Annotated in this window: 11 protein-coding genes and 1 pseudogene; 6 read left to right on the forward strand and 6 right to left on the reverse strand. The window is 33.2% G+C overall.

Annotated elements, in window-relative coordinates:
- Positions 1 to 84: 84 nt before the first annotated feature.
- Both rpsI and rplM read right to left on the reverse strand, forming a co-directional pair.
- The gene (gene rpsI / locus RMO70_RS15160) at positions 85 to 471 is read right to left on the reverse strand and encodes a 30S ribosomal protein S9 (RefSeq protein ID WP_310557285.1); all 387 of its coding nucleotides are present in this window, start codon (positions 469 to 471) and stop codon (positions 85 to 87) included.
- On the reverse strand, positions 471 to 926 hold the full coding sequence (rplM, locus tag RMO70_RS15165) for a 50S ribosomal protein L13 (protein ID WP_310557286.1): 456 nt from the start codon (positions 924 to 926) through the stop codon (positions 471 to 473). The genes rpsI and rplM overlap by 1 nt, the downstream gene beginning before the upstream one ends.
- A gap of 300 nt (positions 927 to 1,226) precedes the next feature.
- On the opposite strand from rplM, the gene RMO70_RS15170 reads away from it, so the two are divergent.
- Positions 1,227 to 2,267, forward strand: coding sequence for a LacI family DNA-binding transcriptional regulator (locus tag RMO70_RS15170; RefSeq protein ID WP_310557295.1), 1,041 nt, complete (start codon positions 1,227 to 1,229; stop codon positions 2,265 to 2,267).
- Between the two features lie 153 nt (positions 2,268 to 2,420).
- Here RMO70_RS15170 and RMO70_RS15175 read toward each other — a convergent pair whose 3' ends face one another.
- The 4 genes from RMO70_RS15175 to RMO70_RS15190 form a co-directional block, all read right to left on the reverse strand.
- Positions 2,421 to 5,333, reverse strand: a complete 2,913-nt coding sequence (locus tag RMO70_RS15175) for an alpha-amylase family glycosyl hydrolase (protein ID WP_310557287.1) — start codon at positions 5,331 to 5,333, stop codon at positions 2,421 to 2,423.
- A gap of 62 nt (positions 5,334 to 5,395) precedes the next feature.
- The gene (locus RMO70_RS15180) at positions 5,396 to 6,472 is read right to left on the reverse strand and encodes a SusE domain-containing protein (protein WP_310557288.1); all 1,077 of its coding nucleotides are present in this window, start codon (positions 6,470 to 6,472) and stop codon (positions 5,396 to 5,398) included.
- Positions 6,473 to 6,492: 20 nt separating this feature from the next.
- A complete protein-coding gene (locus RMO70_RS15185) occupies positions 6,493 to 8,055 on the reverse strand; it encodes a RagB/SusD family nutrient uptake outer membrane protein (RefSeq protein ID WP_310557289.1) in 1,563 nt (520 codons plus the stop codon).
- 11 nt (positions 8,056 to 8,066) lie between these two features.
- Positions 8,067 to 11,156 (reverse strand): SusC/RagA family TonB-linked outer membrane protein, encoded by a 3,090-nt coding sequence (locus tag RMO70_RS15190; protein WP_310557290.1) that lies wholly within the window; start codon positions 11,154 to 11,156, stop codon positions 8,067 to 8,069.
- A gap of 225 nt (positions 11,157 to 11,381) precedes the next feature.
- On the opposite strand from RMO70_RS15190, the gene RMO70_RS15195 reads away from it, so the two are divergent.
- From RMO70_RS15195 to RMO70_RS15215, 5 genes and pseudogenes are all read left to right on the forward strand, one after another.
- Positions 11,382 to 12,401, forward strand: coding sequence for a LacI family DNA-binding transcriptional regulator (locus RMO70_RS15195; protein WP_310557291.1), 1,020 nt, complete (start codon positions 11,382 to 11,384; stop codon positions 12,399 to 12,401).
- A gap of 207 nt (positions 12,402 to 12,608) precedes the next feature.
- Positions 12,609 to 13,967 (forward strand): MFS transporter, encoded by a 1,359-nt coding sequence (locus tag RMO70_RS15200; RefSeq protein ID WP_310557292.1) that lies wholly within the window; start codon positions 12,609 to 12,611, stop codon positions 13,965 to 13,967.
- Between the two features lie 5 nt (positions 13,968 to 13,972).
- Positions 13,973 to 14,629, forward strand: a complete 657-nt coding sequence (gene pgmB / locus RMO70_RS15205; RefSeq protein ID WP_310557293.1) for a beta-phosphoglucomutase — start codon at positions 13,973 to 13,975, stop codon at positions 14,627 to 14,629.
- Between the two features lie 123 nt (positions 14,630 to 14,752).
- Positions 14,753 to 17,056 carry a glycoside hydrolase family 65 protein gene (locus RMO70_RS15210; protein ID WP_310557294.1) on the forward strand — a complete coding sequence of 768 codons (2,304 nt, stop codon included), beginning with the start codon at positions 14,753 to 14,755 and terminating at the stop codon, positions 17,054 to 17,056.
- 54 nt (positions 17,057 to 17,110) lie between these two features.
- Positions 17,111 to 17,632, forward strand: a pseudogene (locus RMO70_RS15215) (glycosyl hydrolase); the annotation flags it as partial.

Consider the following 17,632-nt stretch of genomic DNA (forward strand, 5'->3'; position numbering starts at 1 on the left):
AGAGCAACAATAACTTAGTTTTTTAATAAATAAATACACTTCGATTATGCACATAGTGCTACAAACGATGTTTTCTTTTTTAGATTAACGTTTAGAGAATTGGAATCTCTTACGAGCTTTCTTCTGTCCGAATTTTTTACGTTCCACCATTCTTGGGTCTCTCGTCAATAATCCTTCAGGTTTCAAGATGGCTCTGTTTCCTTCTCCAACTTCACACATTACTCTAGCTAAAGCCATACGTACAGCTTCTGCTTGTCCTGTGCTTCCGCCTCCATAAACATTTACTTTTACGTCAAAGTTTCCAACATTTTCTGTCAATGACATTGGTTGTAATACTTTGTATTGTAAAGTAGCTGTTGGGAAGTACGTTGCAAATGCTTTTTTGTTTACAGTGATTACTCCTGTTCCTTCTGAAACATAAACACGTGCAACAGCGGTTTTTCTTCTACCAATTTTGTGAATAGTCGCCATTATTTTAAATCGTTTAAGTTAACTGTTCTTGGTTTTTGAGCGCCTTGTTTGTGCTCTGACCCAACAACAACATTTAGATTTCTAAAAAGTTCAGCTCCTAATTTGTTTTTAGGTAACATACCTTTTACTGCTTTTTCTACTAAAAGAGCAGGGTTTTTTGATTGCAATACTTTTGCAGTCAAACTTCTTTGTCCTCCTGGGTAACCTGTGTGACGGATATACGTTTTCTCGTCAAGTTTGTTACCTGTAAGGTTGATTTTTTCTGAGTTGATAACAATTACGTTATCTCCACAGTCCACGTGCGGTGTATAACTTGGCTTGTATTTACCTCTTAAAATCATTGCGACTTTAGAAGATAAACGACCTAAGTTATGACCATCAGCATCTACAACAATCCACTCTTTTGTAACAGTGGCTTTGCTTGCTGACATTGTCTTGTAGCTTAATGCGTCCATAATATTATTTTAATTAAACATTCCATTCCCAATAAAGGGAGTGCAAAAGTACAATTATTTATTTACAATGCAAATAGCATTGCGAAAATTCTTTTTTTGTTGCTTATCAGATATTTACAAAAGGTTAAAAGTGGTGTGCTAATGCTCATAAAAGCCCTATTTTTTTGAGAAATGAGTAATAATAATATATTGATTTGAAATGTATTTGTATAAAAAACTCTTATCTTTTGTTTTTAAATTATTAAGTCTGATTTCGTTTTGCGGTTTATTTTGTTATTTTTACATTATATATATGTATTGATGAAATCTAAACTGACTTTAAAACAAATTGCTCTTGAACTTGGAGTCTCTGTTTCTACAGTATCAAAAGCTTTAAATGATAGTGCTGAGATTAGTGATCCCACTAGAATTAGAATCAAAGAGTTTGCTAAACTTAAAAATTACAAACCAAATAGTCTCGCTAAAAATTTAAAGTACCAACGTACTAACACCATAGGTGTTATTATACCTAATATATTGAATCCATTTTTTGCAAAAGTATTTAGTGGTATCGAGAAAGAAGCAAATAAGAATGGTTTTAATGTGATTACATGTATTTCAAATGAGTCGTTTGAAAAAGAAAAACAAGCTATTGATTTATTGAGTAATGGTACTGTTGATGGTTTTATTGTTTCTGTAGCTGAAGAAACAGAATTAAATAAAGTGACTTCTCACTTTAAGGAAACTATTTCTGAGGGAATTCCTATTGTTATGTTTGATAGGATTTCAGATTTTGTTAACTGTGATAAAGTTATTGTTGACGATTTAGAATCTTCATTTGAAGCCATAAATTATTTAATAAAAACGGGCTGTAAAAATATCGCATTGCTTTCTTGCATTGATAATTTAAGTGTAGGAAAATTACGTGCTGATGGTTATTTAAGAGCGTTAATGGAAAATAACATTCCTATTAATGAAAATTTTATAATTAGAAGAAATTTCACAGATGACTTTGATGATGCGTTAAAAAAGTTAATAGACGCTAAAGGTATAGATGCTGTTTTTGCAATTGACGAGCATTCTTCCACAATGGCTATGAAGATGGCTATACAAAACGGATATGCTATCCCTGAAGATATTTCAATTATTGGTTTTGCAGATGGCGTTTGGTCTCGAAGGTTGACTCCTAGCTTGTCTACAATTAGTCAGCATGGACCAGAAATTGGACAAGAAGCTGCTCGATTATTGATCTCAAAAATTAAGAATAAAAAGATGGATGATGATTATGAGTATAAAACCGTTGTCATTAAAACCGAATTACGACAACGGGACTCTACTAAGAAATTGACTAGTCTTAAATAAGCTGTATCGATTATTTGGGATTAGCCTATTGGATTTTTGTTAAAATAAATTTCTAATGTAAAAGCAAAAAAGAGGGAGTTAAACAAAAAAAGCAATAAAAAAGGCGTTGCAATTGCAACGCCTTCCTTCTTTAAAATAACTAATCTCGAAAACTTATTCTTTAACTAACTTTGTTGTAGTTTGACGTTTATTGTCGTCATTAATTCTAACCAAATATATTCCTGTATTCAAATCATCGATTAAAAAAACATGACTGGTTTCAAAATTCCCTTTGAACGTTTTAACGAGTTGACCAGTTAAATTATACACCTCAACATTTGAAGCTGAATTAGACAATACAAATTTATCATTTGCAGGATTTGGATACAATGTAATTGATTTTGCAAGTTCAAAATCGTTTGTGGCTAATGTTGTTGCCAACTGATTTCCATATACTCTAAATTCCCCAGCTGGAATATTTATAACTGTTGCTGTATTTGTAACATTTATAGATGTGTTATCCATCAAATTATACCAAGTTCCCGTATATGGGAAATCTGGTTTTACATTTAATGCCGCTACAGAAAAATTAGCTAATACCACTACATTTCTAAGAGAATTCGCTGGTAATGAATTGTCGTAAATATACATTCGTTGTTTGACTCCTGTAGTTGCTGGAGATACTACATCTGGAATAATATCATAATTACCCTCAAAGACAGGCTCGTTAATTTTCAAAGCATTCATTTTTGCCCAAGTCGAATATAAACTAAATCTGTTTGCGTCTAGAAGCCAATTGTTAACCCATTGCGGTTGCGGTTTTTTATCCAATTTACAATCCCCAGGCGCTGGATCTGTAGGGAAGTTTGTTGTTCCGTTGTTGCACGTAAAAATAGAAGATTCCCAACCTAACGCACCAAAGTGCCATATCATTTTAGGCCCAGGAACTAGAATATGCATTGCTCCCATAGCTTTCATTCTTGATAAAGCTACATTTAACAATCTAGCATTATGACCTGCAGTATTTCCTTCGGTCAAATTTTTGTACATTACTCGTTCTTCGTCATGACTTTCTGCATATCCGACTAATCGTTTTGCTGTAAAACCATGGCTAGAATGCCCAACTCTTTTAACATCATCAACGAAACCTTTGGTTAAAGTTGCATAGTTGTCCGTCATTTTACCCCACATCATTATTCCTTTAGGTATTCCATCAACTTCACCTGTCAAACGATAATTTGCCCATTTTTGCTCTTCACTATCAGTACCTAAATGTTCAAAAATAGTGTAATGAGTTGGGTCAAGCGACCAACCATAATCAGCATAGTCTTTTAAGATTGGAACTCGATCTGTTGGCTCTCCATTAGTACAACCATCATCGCCAGAGGTGCAATTTTGTGTAAATCCTTTTGTTAAATCCCAACGAAAACCATCAATCTTATATTCTTCGATCCAATGTTTTACGACTCTTTTTACATAATTTTTAGTTAATGCTGATGTATGATTAAAATCTGAACCCACACTATAACTATGTCTAGCCACTGTATTAAAATAAGGATTATCTGAAGCAGGATCGCCCCAACCATCATTGTCTGGATCGTTCATCCACATTCTATTCATAGGGTTACGACCAAAAGCATGATTCAGGGCAACATCAAGAATAACTGCTATTCCATTAGTATGACACAAATCAACAAATTCTTTGAACTTATTAGAAGTTCCATAAAATTTATCTAAAGCCAAATGAAATGAAGTATTATAACCCCAGCTTTCGTTTCCTTCAAATTCCATAACTGGCATTAATTGAATGGCATTCACTTTCAAGTTTTTGAAATAGGAAATTTTATCAATTAAGTCTTGGAAATTTCTGTCAGAATCAAAATCTCTTACTAAAGCTTCATAAATAATAAGATCTTCTTTTTTGGGTTTTGCAAAACTGGAATTTATCCAGGAATATGGAGTTTGACCTGTTTGCAAAACGGTAACTTCTCTATCTTGACCCGCAGGATATAAAGGTAAATTTGGATATGTAGTTGCAGGAATAAAAGGATCATCAAAGGGAGAAAGAACTAATGTTGAATATGGATCAGCTGTTTTTACTAAAGATGGTGAATTAGCTATTGGTGTAGTATCTACTACCCAATATTGATATAAATTATTAACTCCAGATGTAAGCCCCATTAATTCCAACCAAAATTTTCCCGAAGCAGGGTCTTTTTTCATTGAATAACTTGTTCCTGGTTGCCAATTGTTAAAACTTCCTGCTACATAAACAAAGTCTTTTCCTGGTGCATCAAGTACCAAAGTAGCTTTTGTAACATCACCAGAGTTATAATTAATTCCATCTATCATTCCAGAAGGCATAGCCGCATTTACGGTTCCTGGATTAACTATAACATTAAATTTTTTAATTTTTGTAACTCCACTTTGCGTTACCTGTAATTCATACGTTTGATTTGAACTTATTGAAGTGTGATTGTATGCATAGGATGCAACACCATTTACATTGTTAAGTAATACTCCATTTGCATACAAATTATAATCTGAATTACCATTTGTACTATTGGCAGCAATAGATAAACTACCTCCAGAAGTAATAATAGTTGAAGAGTTTACATTAGGACTAGTTAGATTTACTTGAAACAATCCTACGTCCAAAAGCGTGTCTTGAGATTTTTTATCCCCTGTTCCATCTTTAGCTTTAACTAGAAAGCCTATTCTTCCAATGGGTGCTCCACCTGGTCTATTGTAAAATACATTCGGTGTAAAAGTTATAGAATACGTATCTGAACCTGAATTGTATGTTAATCTATTTGCTTCATTTGAATTTGTCCAAGAACCATTAGTAGGACAATCAAGAATACTTCCAGGAGCATTATTAACATCGAAAGACCAAGACCATAAGTAAAGTGCATTCCCAACAATACCTGCGGTAGTTTCGTTAAAACTATTCCCATTTATGGTTATTGTTATAGATGTTGTTTCCTCGAATGTAAGAGGAGACACACTATTTGTAACAACAAAAGGAGATTGCCCAAAAGAAATCATTGATGTGAATAGCAATGCAATTAGTGTAATATTTTTCATAATAGTTATTTATGAGAAAAAAGGGCTTCGATAAAGAAGCCCTTTTTCAATTATTAAATAAGTTATTGAAGTGTTACGGAGTAAGTGTATGCTCTAGGATTACTTAAATCAAGGATGACATTATAAGTTCCTGCCGCACCAACAGATAAGTCTGGTCCGCCAAAATCCATCGAACTGTCACCATTATTATCTGCACCTAGATTTAATGCCCAAGCATTGTTAGCTCTAAACTTGTAAGGTCCAGCAGTCATCACTACTACACCAGTCCATTTTTTAGAAGTTGCATTGTAAGTAAGTGAAGTACTATTATCCCAGCCTCCAGGAGTAGCAGCTCCAATAATACCCCAACTTGCAGGCTCTTGAGAGTATTTTAAACCGTTCGGGTTTGCAGCAGTTACTGCACCAGTATTGGCTTTTACATAATAATATCCAGCTGGAGCATTACAGTCCACTTCGTCTGTTGCAACTAATGTTCCAGCAAAAGAGCCATCATCTCCATAATCTGTATTCCCCCATTCAAAAGCTCCAGTAGCATTCGCTACTACAAATTTGTATCCGCCATCTAACCATAAAAAACCCTCAAAATCAGTTTCTCCAAAAGCAGAAGCAGAAAGTCTTGGGGCAGTTGGAGGAGTCCAACCTTGGTGATTTCCAGCTACAGCTATTTGAGGCAAATCAGTAGTATACGGAGTGATAGAAATCGTAATTTTATCAGAAATTGACTCCATCGTATTCGAAGCTCCTAATGATGCTTTGATTCTAATATCCATATCATTTTCAGTAAAAGGCAGTAGTCCAATTTCGTCTGCTAAACCATTCAATTGTTCTACTGACCATGTAATTTGTCTTGCTGTTGTAGTTCCCGCAACTATTGGAGCAGCGAATTCTGTTCCTCCTTTAGCAACTTCAATAACATAATTCACTTCCGTTTGTAAAGAATATCTAGCATGATTCCAAACTATGGTTAATGCTGGATTTGTTGGGTTTAGAGGGTTAAGTTCTAAACTGGCTCCTTGTTCAGGTGATACTATAAGCGCTTTTTCACTTGGCTGTACCACTACATTATTATCATCTACATTACAAGCGGTGAAACCGAAAAGTAATGCAAAAATTGATGCGATTTTTATTCTTGTTTTCATTTTTTCTAAAGTTTTATTTATTAATAACCTGGGTTTTGTGTCAAATTAGGGTTAGCTTGTAAAGCAGTTGTTGGTATTGGAAACAATTTGTAATTAGAAGAAATTGATGCTCCTTCTAATACGCCGCCTTTCCAAGGCCATAAATAACTAGCTCCTGTGAATTTTCCAAAACGAATAAGATCTGTACGTCTGTGTCCTTCTAAATTAAGCTCTCTTGCTCTTTCGTCTAGTATAAAGTCTAAAGTTAAATCTGCAACATCAATAACTGTGGCGCTTGCTCTTGTTCTTACGTTATTCACATAAGTTACTGCTTGAGGCAATGTTGCACCTGAAGCACCACGAATTGCACATTCAGCATACATTAAATAAACATCTGCAAGACGGTATAATGGAAAATCAGTTCCAGAAAAATCGGTCTGTGTAAGTGGTCCAACAGCATTTGAATTTCTAAACTTAACTGACGGATATCCATTAGTCCATTCTTTATAATCGGTCATCTCAAATGTATGACCTGCTGTCCAAAATAGTTGTGCTCTCACATCCGGTGAAGCTGTTAAAGCCGCAGCTGAATTTCCAAATAATCCAAACCAAGCTTTTGTTGCTCTATGACCAGCCCAGTTTTGATTGGTACCGTAGTTGCCTGGCGTCATAGTTGCAGTACTTAAATTACCATTTACTATATAAGTAGTATTTCCAAAACTTTGACTTGTTATTGGATCTGCCAACAAAGGAAAAATTACTTCTTGTGAGGTATTATTATCTCCTGAAAAGTTAGCTACAAAGTTTGAATTTAAAGAATAACCACCTTCTGTAATCACTTTATTAATAAAAATAGTAGCATCATTATATCTTGGCGTTCCAGTATAAACTTCAGCGTTTAAATACAACTTAGCCAATAACATTCTAACAACAGATTTATTTGCTCTACCATAAGTATTTGTAGCTCCAATTTTAGCTTCTACATCTAATAATTCTGATTCAACAAAGTTAAACATCTCAATTCTAGAAGCTTGTTTAACTGGGACTGTGGTATTAAAATTTGATTCGTTAATTAAAACTCCTTTACCAAAACAATCAATAACATAATAATAAGCTAACGAACGTATAAAACGCAACTCACTTACAACTTGAACTTCATTTGGCGTGTCAACTGTCTCGTTCAAGATTTTAATTAAGTTCGTAGCTTGCGGAATCGTATAATAAGCTCTATCAAACAGATATCTAAAAAATTTATTATTACTATTCCACCCCGATGTTGTAGTTAACTGATCTAAACCATCATCACCCCAACGGTTTTTCATTCCATCTGCTGTAAAATCTTGTAAATTTACAATTCCTCTAAGGAACGCAGTTTCTCCTGCATCAGGTCCTGTTATATCAGAACTTGCAGGTCCGTTTGCACCAGATAATGCAAATGTCCCATACAATTTAGACAATAAACCAGTTACAGCATTTGGGTCTTTGGCAAGCAAATTCTCCAAAGAACTCTCTACAACTGGCTTAGTATCCAAATCATTCAAACAAGATGTAAATAGTAAACCTACTACACCTAAACTAAATAATTTAATTTTTAAATTTTTCATTTTTTTATATGTTAAAAGTTAACATTTAATCCAAAACTATATACTTTAGGTCTTGGATAAAATTTATCGTCAATTCCACCAAAATTTTCCGGATCCTGTCCAGAATATTTTGTTATTAAGAATAGGTTATTAGCCGCTACATAAAAGCGTACAGATCCATTCTTAATCATATTGTTTGCTTTATATCCTAATGACAATGCTTCACATCGAATAAAACTTGCATCTTCTAAAAAGTGGTCTGATAATGGAACATTTCCAATATTATCATTAAATAATTTTGGTCCTGATAAAACATTTGTTAAGTGATCATTACTTGTAGGAATAGCTTGCTGTGTATTACCTGCAACCATATCTCTTGTGTTATACATTAACCCTCCTACTTGCCCTCTAAAGCTAGCATTTAAGTCAAAATTTTTGTAATTAACCGAAGTACCAAAACCTAAAGTCCAGTTTGGACGAATAGCTTCATAATATCTATCTTCATTAGTAATTGCGTTATCCCCATTACGATCAACATAAGCACCTTCAATAGGATTACCAGTAGCATCATAAATTTGTTGGAAAACATGAGCAGAATAGGGTTGAAATCCAACAGCATTCTCTGCTAATTTAGTTCCTGTTCCGTTAGGTATAGAAGACGAATTATCGACAAATCCCTTTACACCTGGTCCTAAATCAGTAATTTCATTATAACTATAAGCTACATTTCCGTTAAACTCTACATTCCAATTTTCAGATTGAATTGGACGTATATTTAGTGAAGTCTCAATACCTCTTCCTTCCATTACTCCAACATTCCTAATAAAATCATTGGTTAATCCTTGTCCCGTTGGCAAAGGAACTTTAGCAAGTAAGTCTGTCGTTTTGTTTTTAAATACATCTATTGAACCTGAGATCAATCTGTTTTTGAATAATTCAAAATCCAAACCTATATTATAGGTAGTTGTTTTTTCCCAAGTAAGTTCTTTATTAAAAGGTAGTGCAGAATAGTTTATTTGACCAGGCAAGTATTGGCTATTTACATTTCCAACAACAAATAATGGTATCGATGGATAATAATTTAGACCATCAATAGACGAAATATCTTGTTGTCCCGTTTTACCCCAGCCTATGCGTAGTTTTAAATCAGATACAAATCCCGATTCTTTCAGAAATGATTCTTCTTTTATTTTCCATGCAAAAGCAGCAGAGGGAAAATAACCCCATACATTGCCTTCATTTCTAAAATAAGATGAAGCATCTGCTCTAAATGAAGCTGTAAACAAATATTTTCCAGCTAAATCTATATTTGTTCTTCCAAAAAATGATTGCATATTTAAATTTTCGTAATAACGTTCAAATGGAACCGTTGGCTTAACTACCTCTCTTAATCCAGTAGCATTATTGTATTGATAAGAGAGTTTATTTCCATCTCTTAAGAAATTCTGATAGGTATAACCACCTTGAACATCAAACTTTTTGATAAACCCTGTTAGTTCTTTAGTGTATACCAAATAAGCATCCATAGTTTGATTGGAAATCGTTTGACGCTCTCTATAATTTACTCCAGGATTTACTACGCCACCAGTACCAACAGTTCTGTAGGTTTGAATTGCATTTTCACCAAAAACTTCTTGAATATTTGATTCCGAACTCTCAAGGCCTAAATTCAAAACTGCTCTCAAATCAGATAAGAAAAACATTTTATAGTCAAACTCTATGTTTCCTAAAAATTTACGAATATTTTCAGGACGTCTTCTTTGTTCTAAAATTGCTAAAGGATTATCAGGGCCTACTTTGATATTACTATACATTTGCGTTATGGGATCATATGCAAATGATTGATAAAATCCATTAAAAATATTGTTTTTAGTAGCTCCATAAACAGGTTTTGTTGGGTCAAAATTTATTGCATTAGCAATTGCTCCATCTTGGTCAATTGCATTTTTTTCAGAATACAATCCCTTGGCATTCAAATCTATTTTTAAATGATTGTTTAACAACATTGGAGTTAATTTTAACGACGCTGTATATCTTTCAAAATCATTTGTTCTAACAATCCCTTCTGTTTTAGTATGACCAAGGGAAACTCTAAACGGGATTTTATTAAGCAAACTAGCTCTTGCACTAAAATTATTATCTGTTGTTACAGAAGTTCTGTAAATAACGTCTTGCCAATCGGTATTAGACAATATTCTTCCTTCAATTTCAGGAGTATTTACATTATCCTCTGCAGCATCATTTATTGGCGTTGTTAGCGGATTATCAATACCTAATAAATAAGTTTTTGTTGGGAAATTTTGTTTAATAAAATTAGTAAATTCATTTGCGTTCATAACATTTATCCTATCACTGATACTACCTACAGCCACAATACTAGAAAAATTAAATTCTGGCTTACCAGAGGTCCCTTTTTTAGTAGTAATTATGATTACACCATTAGATGCTCTAGATCCATAAATAGCTGTAGCTGAAGCATCTTTCAATATACTAAAAGAATCAATATCATTTGGATTAATTAACGAAAGTGGATTTCCGTTACCAGCAGCATTTTTAGTATCAATAGGCACTCCATCAATCACAATCAATGGACTGTTTTGAGCTGACAATGAAGCACCGCCACGAATACGAATGTTTGGAGCAGAGTCCGGTGCACCACCCGCATTAGTAATTCTAACACCGGGCGCTTTACCCACTAATAATTGATCCACAGAAACCACAGACCCTCTGTTGAATTGTTTTGAAGTAATCAAGTCTACTGAACCCGTAGCATCCTTCTTTTTGACACTACCATATCCAATTACAACAACTTCTTCCAGTTTTGAAGAATCTTCTTGTAAAAGCACGACAACATTTTGCTGTCCAGTATAGGTTAAAGAGTATTCCTTGTATCCGAGATAAGAAAATAAAACTACATCACCTTTGTTTATTTTTGATAAAGAGAATCTACCATCGAAATTGGAAGAAACACCATTATTTGTCCCTTTGACAAGCACATTTACTCCAGGCAAAGATTGTCCGGAATTTTTGTCTGTCACTATTCCGTCTAACTTGCTCTGAGCAAGCAAACTAGCGGGGAACATTAGCAATAAAAATAGGTACTTTTTACACAATGTTTTCATAGAGTTTGTTTAGGTTAAAATTTAATTTTTTTAGTGTATAATTTTACTTCGAATATTAAATTTACTTAAATTATCTGTTAAATTACATAGACAATTATTAAATACCTCACGAAAACGTTTGCGTGTTGAAAACTTTTCTAAAAACGCACTATTTTAGGTCTAAAATTGCCAATACTAAAAATAAAATCTATCTTTATTTTTGAATATATATTTATCATATTTATAATGAAAAGAAAAGTAACTCTCAAACAAATTGCAAAAGAATTAGATGTCTCTATTTCAACCGTTTCAAAAGCGCTAAGAAACAGCTCTGAAATAAGTGAGGATACTCGAATAAAAGTGCAAGCTTTTGCAAAGCTATACAACTACAGACCTAACAATATTGCATTAAGTTTGAAAAACCGAAGAACAAAAACAATTGGCATCATTATCCCTGAAATTATTCATCATTTTTTTGCCACTGTAATTGGAGGGATTGAGCAGTTAGCAAATGAAAATGGGTATAGCGTAATTGTTTGCCTATCTAATGAATCTTTTGACAAAGAAGTTATAAATATGGAAATGCTTGCAAATGGAAGTATCGATGGTTTCATAATGTCATTATCTAAAGAAACGCAGCAAAAAAAGGACTTTCATCATATTGTAGAAGTAACCAGTCAAGGTATGCCAGTGGTTATGTTTGACAGAGTTACAAATGATATTTTTTGCGATAAGGTCATTATTGATGATAAATCAGCCGCTTTTGATGCAGTGGATTATCTCATTAAAAGGGGAAATAAAAAAATAGGTTTGATTACAACCATCGATTATGTAAGTGTAGGAAAGTTAAGAACCGATGGGTATGTATATGCTTTACAACAAAACGACATTCTATTTGACGAAAGCCTAATTCTTAAAATTGAAGATATTGATAATTGTGCTGAAGAAATCAAACAATATGTAGCCGAAAATGAATTAGATGCTATTTTTGCTGTAAATGAATTATTTGCTGTAACCGCTATTAAAATGGTACATTTAATTGGCAAAAACGTCCCGAATGACCTGTCAGTTATTGGTTTTACGGATGGAATAATTTCAAAATATTCTACACCTTCTATTACAACAGTAAATCAAAACGGTTTTCTGATGGGGCAAAAAGCGGCAAAATTACTTATTGACAGACTTGAAGATGAGGATGAAGAAGAAGAATTTTACACTACTGAAATTATAGAGACTGAATTAGTAGAAAGAGAATCTACTCGATAGCACATTATATTATAAAGAAAAAGGATGCTTTTTTAGAAAACTACAACGTTTTAGTATAATTTTTTAGAAAATTTCTAATATCTAAATTCTAATATCTAAATTGTTTATATATATTTACACCTATCAAAACGTATATTTTACTTCGAAAATAAACTATGTTTTGATAAGCATCTCGCTTATCGTATTATAAATCATTAAATTACGATAATGGAAAAGCGTAAATTAGGTTTCTGGGAAATTTGGAATATGAGTTTCGGTTTCTTAGGAATACAATTCGGTTTTGCTCTGCAAGGCGGTTTTATGTCTAGAATTTTTCAAACTCTTGGAGCAAGTAAAGATGACATTCCTGCTCTTTGGATAGCAGCACCTTTAACTGGGTTGTTGGTACAGCCTATTATTGGATATTTGAGTGATAATACTTGGCATCCAAAATACGGAAGAAGAAAACCCTATTTCTTAATAGGTGCAATTCTTAGTTCCTTTGCCTTGTTTTTTGTTCCTTATTCTTCAACATTGTGGATGGCCGCTGGTTTTTTATGGATTTTAGATGCATCCATAAATATTTCTATGGAGCCTTTTAGAGCATTAGTCGCCGATAAACTTCCTGAACAACAACGTTCTTATGGTTTTGTTCTACAAACCTTGATTATAGGTATTGGAACGTGGGTTGCATCAAACTTACCTTGGCTTGTTGAAAAAATGGGATTTACACAAGAAGCACCTGCGGGTGTTGTTCCTGAATATGTAAAAATTGCCTTTGGAATTGGGGCTTTAGTCTTTTTAATTAGTATTTTATATACCGTTTTAACAACTAGAGAATATCCACCAAAAGATTTAGAAGAATTTAAAAAACATAGAAAAGAAAATAATTTTTTCAAAGATTTAAAATTATCTTTTAGCACAATGACTCCTACAATGATGAAATTAGGAGTAATTCAGTTTTTTAGCTGGTTTGCTTTTTTTACTATGTGGAGTATGGCAACACCTGCTTTGACAGAGTTTGTATTTAATGCTCCAGCACCTGATAAAAATGCTTTTGATTTAACTATTGCCACACAGGAAGCTGTTTTTAATACAGCTAACAAATTATACCAAACAGCTGCTGATGGTGTTGGTTCAGCAATGGGGTTATATGGCTTATCGTCAATGGCATTTGCACTGATATTAACATTTTATGCAGCCAAAGCAAGAGTTAACAGAAAATACATTCATATGTTTTCTTTAGTCGCTGGCGGAATTGGTTTCTTAATTATGGGAATTTTACCAAATCCAACTTATTTGAATATTTCATTTTTATTGATAGGTTTATCATGGGGAAGTATTTTATCTATGCCGTATGCAATGTTGTCAAGTTCTGTTGATGAAAACCGAATGGGAATGATGATGGGATTGTTCAATATGTTTATTGTAATTCCTCAAATTATAGCAGCACTCGGTGGGGTGGTTATATTATCAAAACTATTTGGAACATCAGCAATAGCACCAATGCTTTTAGCTGGAGTTTCATTAATCATTGCGGGATTGTGTAATTTTTTGATAACAGAAGAAAAAGCAATAAAAGGATAAAAATAATGAATAAAAAAGCATTCATATTCGACCTAGACGGTGTTATTGTGGATACCGCAAAATACCATTTTTTGGCTTGGCAAAAACTCGCCGATGAAATTGGAGTCGAGTTTACTCCAGAACACAACGAAGAACTGAAAGGCGTGAGCCGAGTGCGTTCGCTCGAAATCATATTAGGATTAGGCAATATTCAAGCTTCGCAAGAAGACAAAAACCGATGGCTCCATCAAAAAAATGTAGATTACCTCGCTTATATCGAAAAAATGGATGAATCCGAAATTCTTCCAGCAGTTTATGAAACATTAGAATTTATAAAAGAAAAAAATCAATTCATCGCACTAGGTTCTGCCAGTAAAAATGCCAGACCTATTTTGGAAAAAGTAAAATTATTACATTTTTTCGACGCCATTGTTGATGGAAACGATGTAACCAATGCAAAACCAGACCCAGAAGTTTTTCTTCAAGCAGCAAAACTGTTAGGGGTAAGCAACGAAAATTCCATTGTTTTTGAAGATTCATTAGCAGGAATCAAAGCTGCGAATATTGCCAATATGTTAAGCATAGGAATTGGTGAAGAAAGTATTTTAAAAGAAGCACAATTCTGTTTTCCAAACTTTTTGCATATGGATAGCAGTTTTATAGAAACATTGATTAAAAAATAAATAATTGAAGAAATTTGAGAATGAGTACGTTAGACAATTTTTCAAAAATATTAAATAAAAGTATTTTAAAATTTGTAATAATCTCATTTTCTAATTGAAAAATTATCTAATTAAAAAGAAAGAATGAATCAAGATTATATAAAACCAGACAACTGGTCGATCATAGAAGAAGGATTTGATACGGATAGCGTAAAATCGTCCGAAAGTCTTTTCAGTATTGGAAACGGTGCTATGGGGCAACGTGCCAATTTTGAAGAGCAATATTCTGCCGAAACCTTTCAAGGAAGCTACATTGCAGGAATTTATTATCCAGACAAAACCAAAGTAGGTTGGTGGAAAAATGGCTATCCAGAATATTTTGCCAAAGTTTTAAATGCTCCAAATTGGATTGGAATTGACATCGAAATTAATGGTGAAAATCTAGATTTAAACACTTGCGTGAAGGTGAAAAACTTCCGCCGTGAGCTTAATATGAAAGAAGGTTGGTACCATCGTTCGTTTGAAGCGATTTTGCAAAATGGAACCGAAGTTTTGGTTAATGTGCGTCGTTTTCTTTCTTTAGATTTAGACGAAGTAGGTGTTATTAATTATGAAATCACACCACTTAATAAGGAAGCTAAAATAGTTTTCAAACCTTATATTGATGCTGGCGTTCACAACGAAGATGCAAACTGGGAAGAAAAATTTTGGGAAATTCAAAATCTAAATCATACCGAAAACCAAGCATTTGTAACAGCAAGGACATTCAAAACTCATTTTGTTGCCACAACTTTTATGCAAAATTCTATTTTGTTGAATGGTAAAAACAAAAAAGATATACCTTTAAAGGTAGAAAATAATAATGAAAAAATACAATTTTCTTATGAAATCAATATTTTAAAAGAAGAAGTTGCTACTATTCAAAAAATAGGAGGTTACACGGTTTCATTAAACCACGAAAACACACTTTTGGCAGCGCAAAATGTAATTGCCAAAGCATTAAAAATAGGCTATGATCAATTATTACAAGATCAAATAAATGCTTGGGCAAAAATTTGGGAAATGTCAGACATCACTATCGATGGCGATGTGAAAGCACAACAAGGAATTCGTTTTAACATTTTTCAATTAAATCAAACCTATTTAGGAAAAGATTCTAGATTGAATATTGGTCCAAAAGGTTTCACCGGCGAAAAATACGGCGGTTCCACCTATTGGGATACCGAAGCCTACTGCATTCCGTTTTATATGGCAACCAAAGACCAACAAGTAGCCAGAAATTTATTGACGTATCGTTACAATCAATTGGATAAAGCTATTGAAAATGCCGAAAAACTAGGTTTCAAAAATGGAGCAGCTTTGTATCCGATGGTCACGATGAATGGGGAAGAATGCCATAACGAATGGGAAATTACTTTCGAAGAAATTCATAGAAATGGAGCCATTGCTTTCGCCATTTTCAACTATTACCGATTTACAGACGATTACAGTTACATTCCTGAAAAAGGACTAGAAGTTTTAATAGGAATTGCTCGTTTTTGGCATCAAAGAGCCAATTATTCTACCAAAAGAGAACAGTATGTAATTTTGGGAGTTACTGGTCCGAATGAATACGAAAACAACGTAAACAACAATTTCTACACCAATTATATTGCAAAATGGTGTATTCATTATACTTTAGAACAAATTCAAAAAGTAGAAAAAGAATATCCTCAAGATTTTACTCGTATTATGAATAAAGTAAAATTATCTTCTTCTGAAATGTCAGAAATGAAGAAAGTAGCAGATAATATGTACTTTCCCTATTCCAAAGAACACTATGTTTATTTGCAACAAGACGGATTTTTGGACAAAGATTTAGTGAAAGTAGCCGATTTAGACAAATCGCAACGACCTATTAATCAAAAATGGTCTTGGGATAGAATTTTGCGTTCGCCATATATCAAACAAGCCGATGTTTTACAAGGATTTTACTTCTTTGAAGATCATTTTTCAAAAGAGGAATTAGAACGTCATTTCGATTTTTATGAACCATTTACCGTTCACGAAAGTTCATTATCGCCTTGTGTACATTCTATACAAGCTGCTGTTTTAGACAAAATGGATATGGCATATACTTTTTATTTAAGAACTTCCCGATTGGATTTGGACGATTATAACAAAGAAGTTGAAGAGGGTTGTCATATTACCAGTATGGCTGGAACTTGGATGAGTATTGTGGAAGGTTTTGGTGGAATGAGAGTCAAAAACAATGCCTTACATTTCTCTCCAAAAATTCCAAAAGAATGGGATAGTTATTCGTTTAAAATCAACTTTAGAAATCAAGTTTTAAAAGTATCTATAAACAAAAACAAAACCCAATTTTCATTGGAAGGCAATTCTGGTATTAGTGTTTTTGTAAATGATAAAAAAGTTGTGGTTGAACCGAATAGTTTTGTAACGGTGTAAATAATACAACCCTTTCAGAGCTTCAAACTCTGAAAGGGTTTTTAAATTTTAAAAATGAAAAATTTTTTAATTTTCTTTCTAATTTCAACGTTTTCATTTGCACAAAATGCAAACAGAAAATACATTTCGCATACAAACACAAAAGAAGGTTTGCAAGTTGTTGTTTCTGATGGCACTTATTATTTGCATTTCAAAAATGATTTTATTTGCGAAAATACATTTATCCCCAAAAACGAAGTTTTTAATACTAATTCTCACGCTGTAATTTTAAATTCAAAAATTGCGACAACCAATAATGAAACTAAACAATATTATCAAATAAATGCCAAAAATTTCTCCATTAAAATAAATTACAATCCTTTTCAAATAGAATATTTAAAAAACGGAAAAATCATTATTTCCGAAAAACTAGGCTACATCAAAAAAGATTCCACTGAAGTTTTAGAATTTAATCTCGACACAAAAGAAACACTTTATGGTGGTGGAGCAAGAGTTTTAGGAATGAATAGACGTGGAAATCGATTGCAATTGTACAATCGTGCACATTACGGATATGAGTCCAAAGCAGAACTGATG

This window comes from Flavobacterium sp., from assembly GCF_031422135.1.
Taxonomy (GTDB): domain Bacteria; phylum Bacteroidota; class Bacteroidia; order Flavobacteriales; family Flavobacteriaceae; genus Flavobacterium.

Coding starts and splice junctions, on each gene's coding strand:
- rpsI (WP_310557285.1), bottom strand. CDS start 471: ATGGCGACTATTCACAAAATTGGTAGAAGAAAAACCGCTGTTGCACGT.
- rplM (WP_310557286.1), bottom strand. CDS start 926: ATGGACGCATTAAGCTACAAGACAATGTCAGCAAGCAAAGCCACTGTT.
- RMO70_RS15170 (WP_310557295.1), top strand. CDS start 1,227: ATGAAATCTAAACTGACTTTAAAACAAATTGCTCTTGAACTTGGAGTC.
- RMO70_RS15175 (WP_310557287.1), bottom strand. CDS start 5,333: ATGAAAAATATTACACTAATTGCATTGCTATTCACATCAATGATTTCT.
- RMO70_RS15180 (WP_310557288.1), bottom strand. CDS start 6,472: ATGAAAACAAGAATAAAAATCGCATCAATTTTTGCATTACTTTTCGGT.
- RMO70_RS15185 (WP_310557289.1), bottom strand. CDS start 8,055: ATGAAAAATTTAAAAATTAAATTATTTAGTTTAGGTGTAGTAGGTTTA.
- RMO70_RS15190 (WP_310557290.1), bottom strand. CDS start 11,156: ATGAAAACATTGTGTAAAAAGTACCTATTTTTATTGCTAATGTTCCCC.
- RMO70_RS15195 (WP_310557291.1), top strand. CDS start 11,382: ATGAAAAGAAAAGTAACTCTCAAACAAATTGCAAAAGAATTAGATGTC.
- RMO70_RS15200 (WP_310557292.1), top strand. CDS start 12,609: ATGGAAAAGCGTAAATTAGGTTTCTGGGAAATTTGGAATATGAGTTTC.
- pgmB (WP_310557293.1), top strand. CDS start 13,973: ATGAATAAAAAAGCATTCATATTCGACCTAGACGGTGTTATTGTGGAT.
- RMO70_RS15210 (WP_310557294.1), top strand. CDS start 14,753: ATGAATCAAGATTATATAAAACCAGACAACTGGTCGATCATAGAAGAA.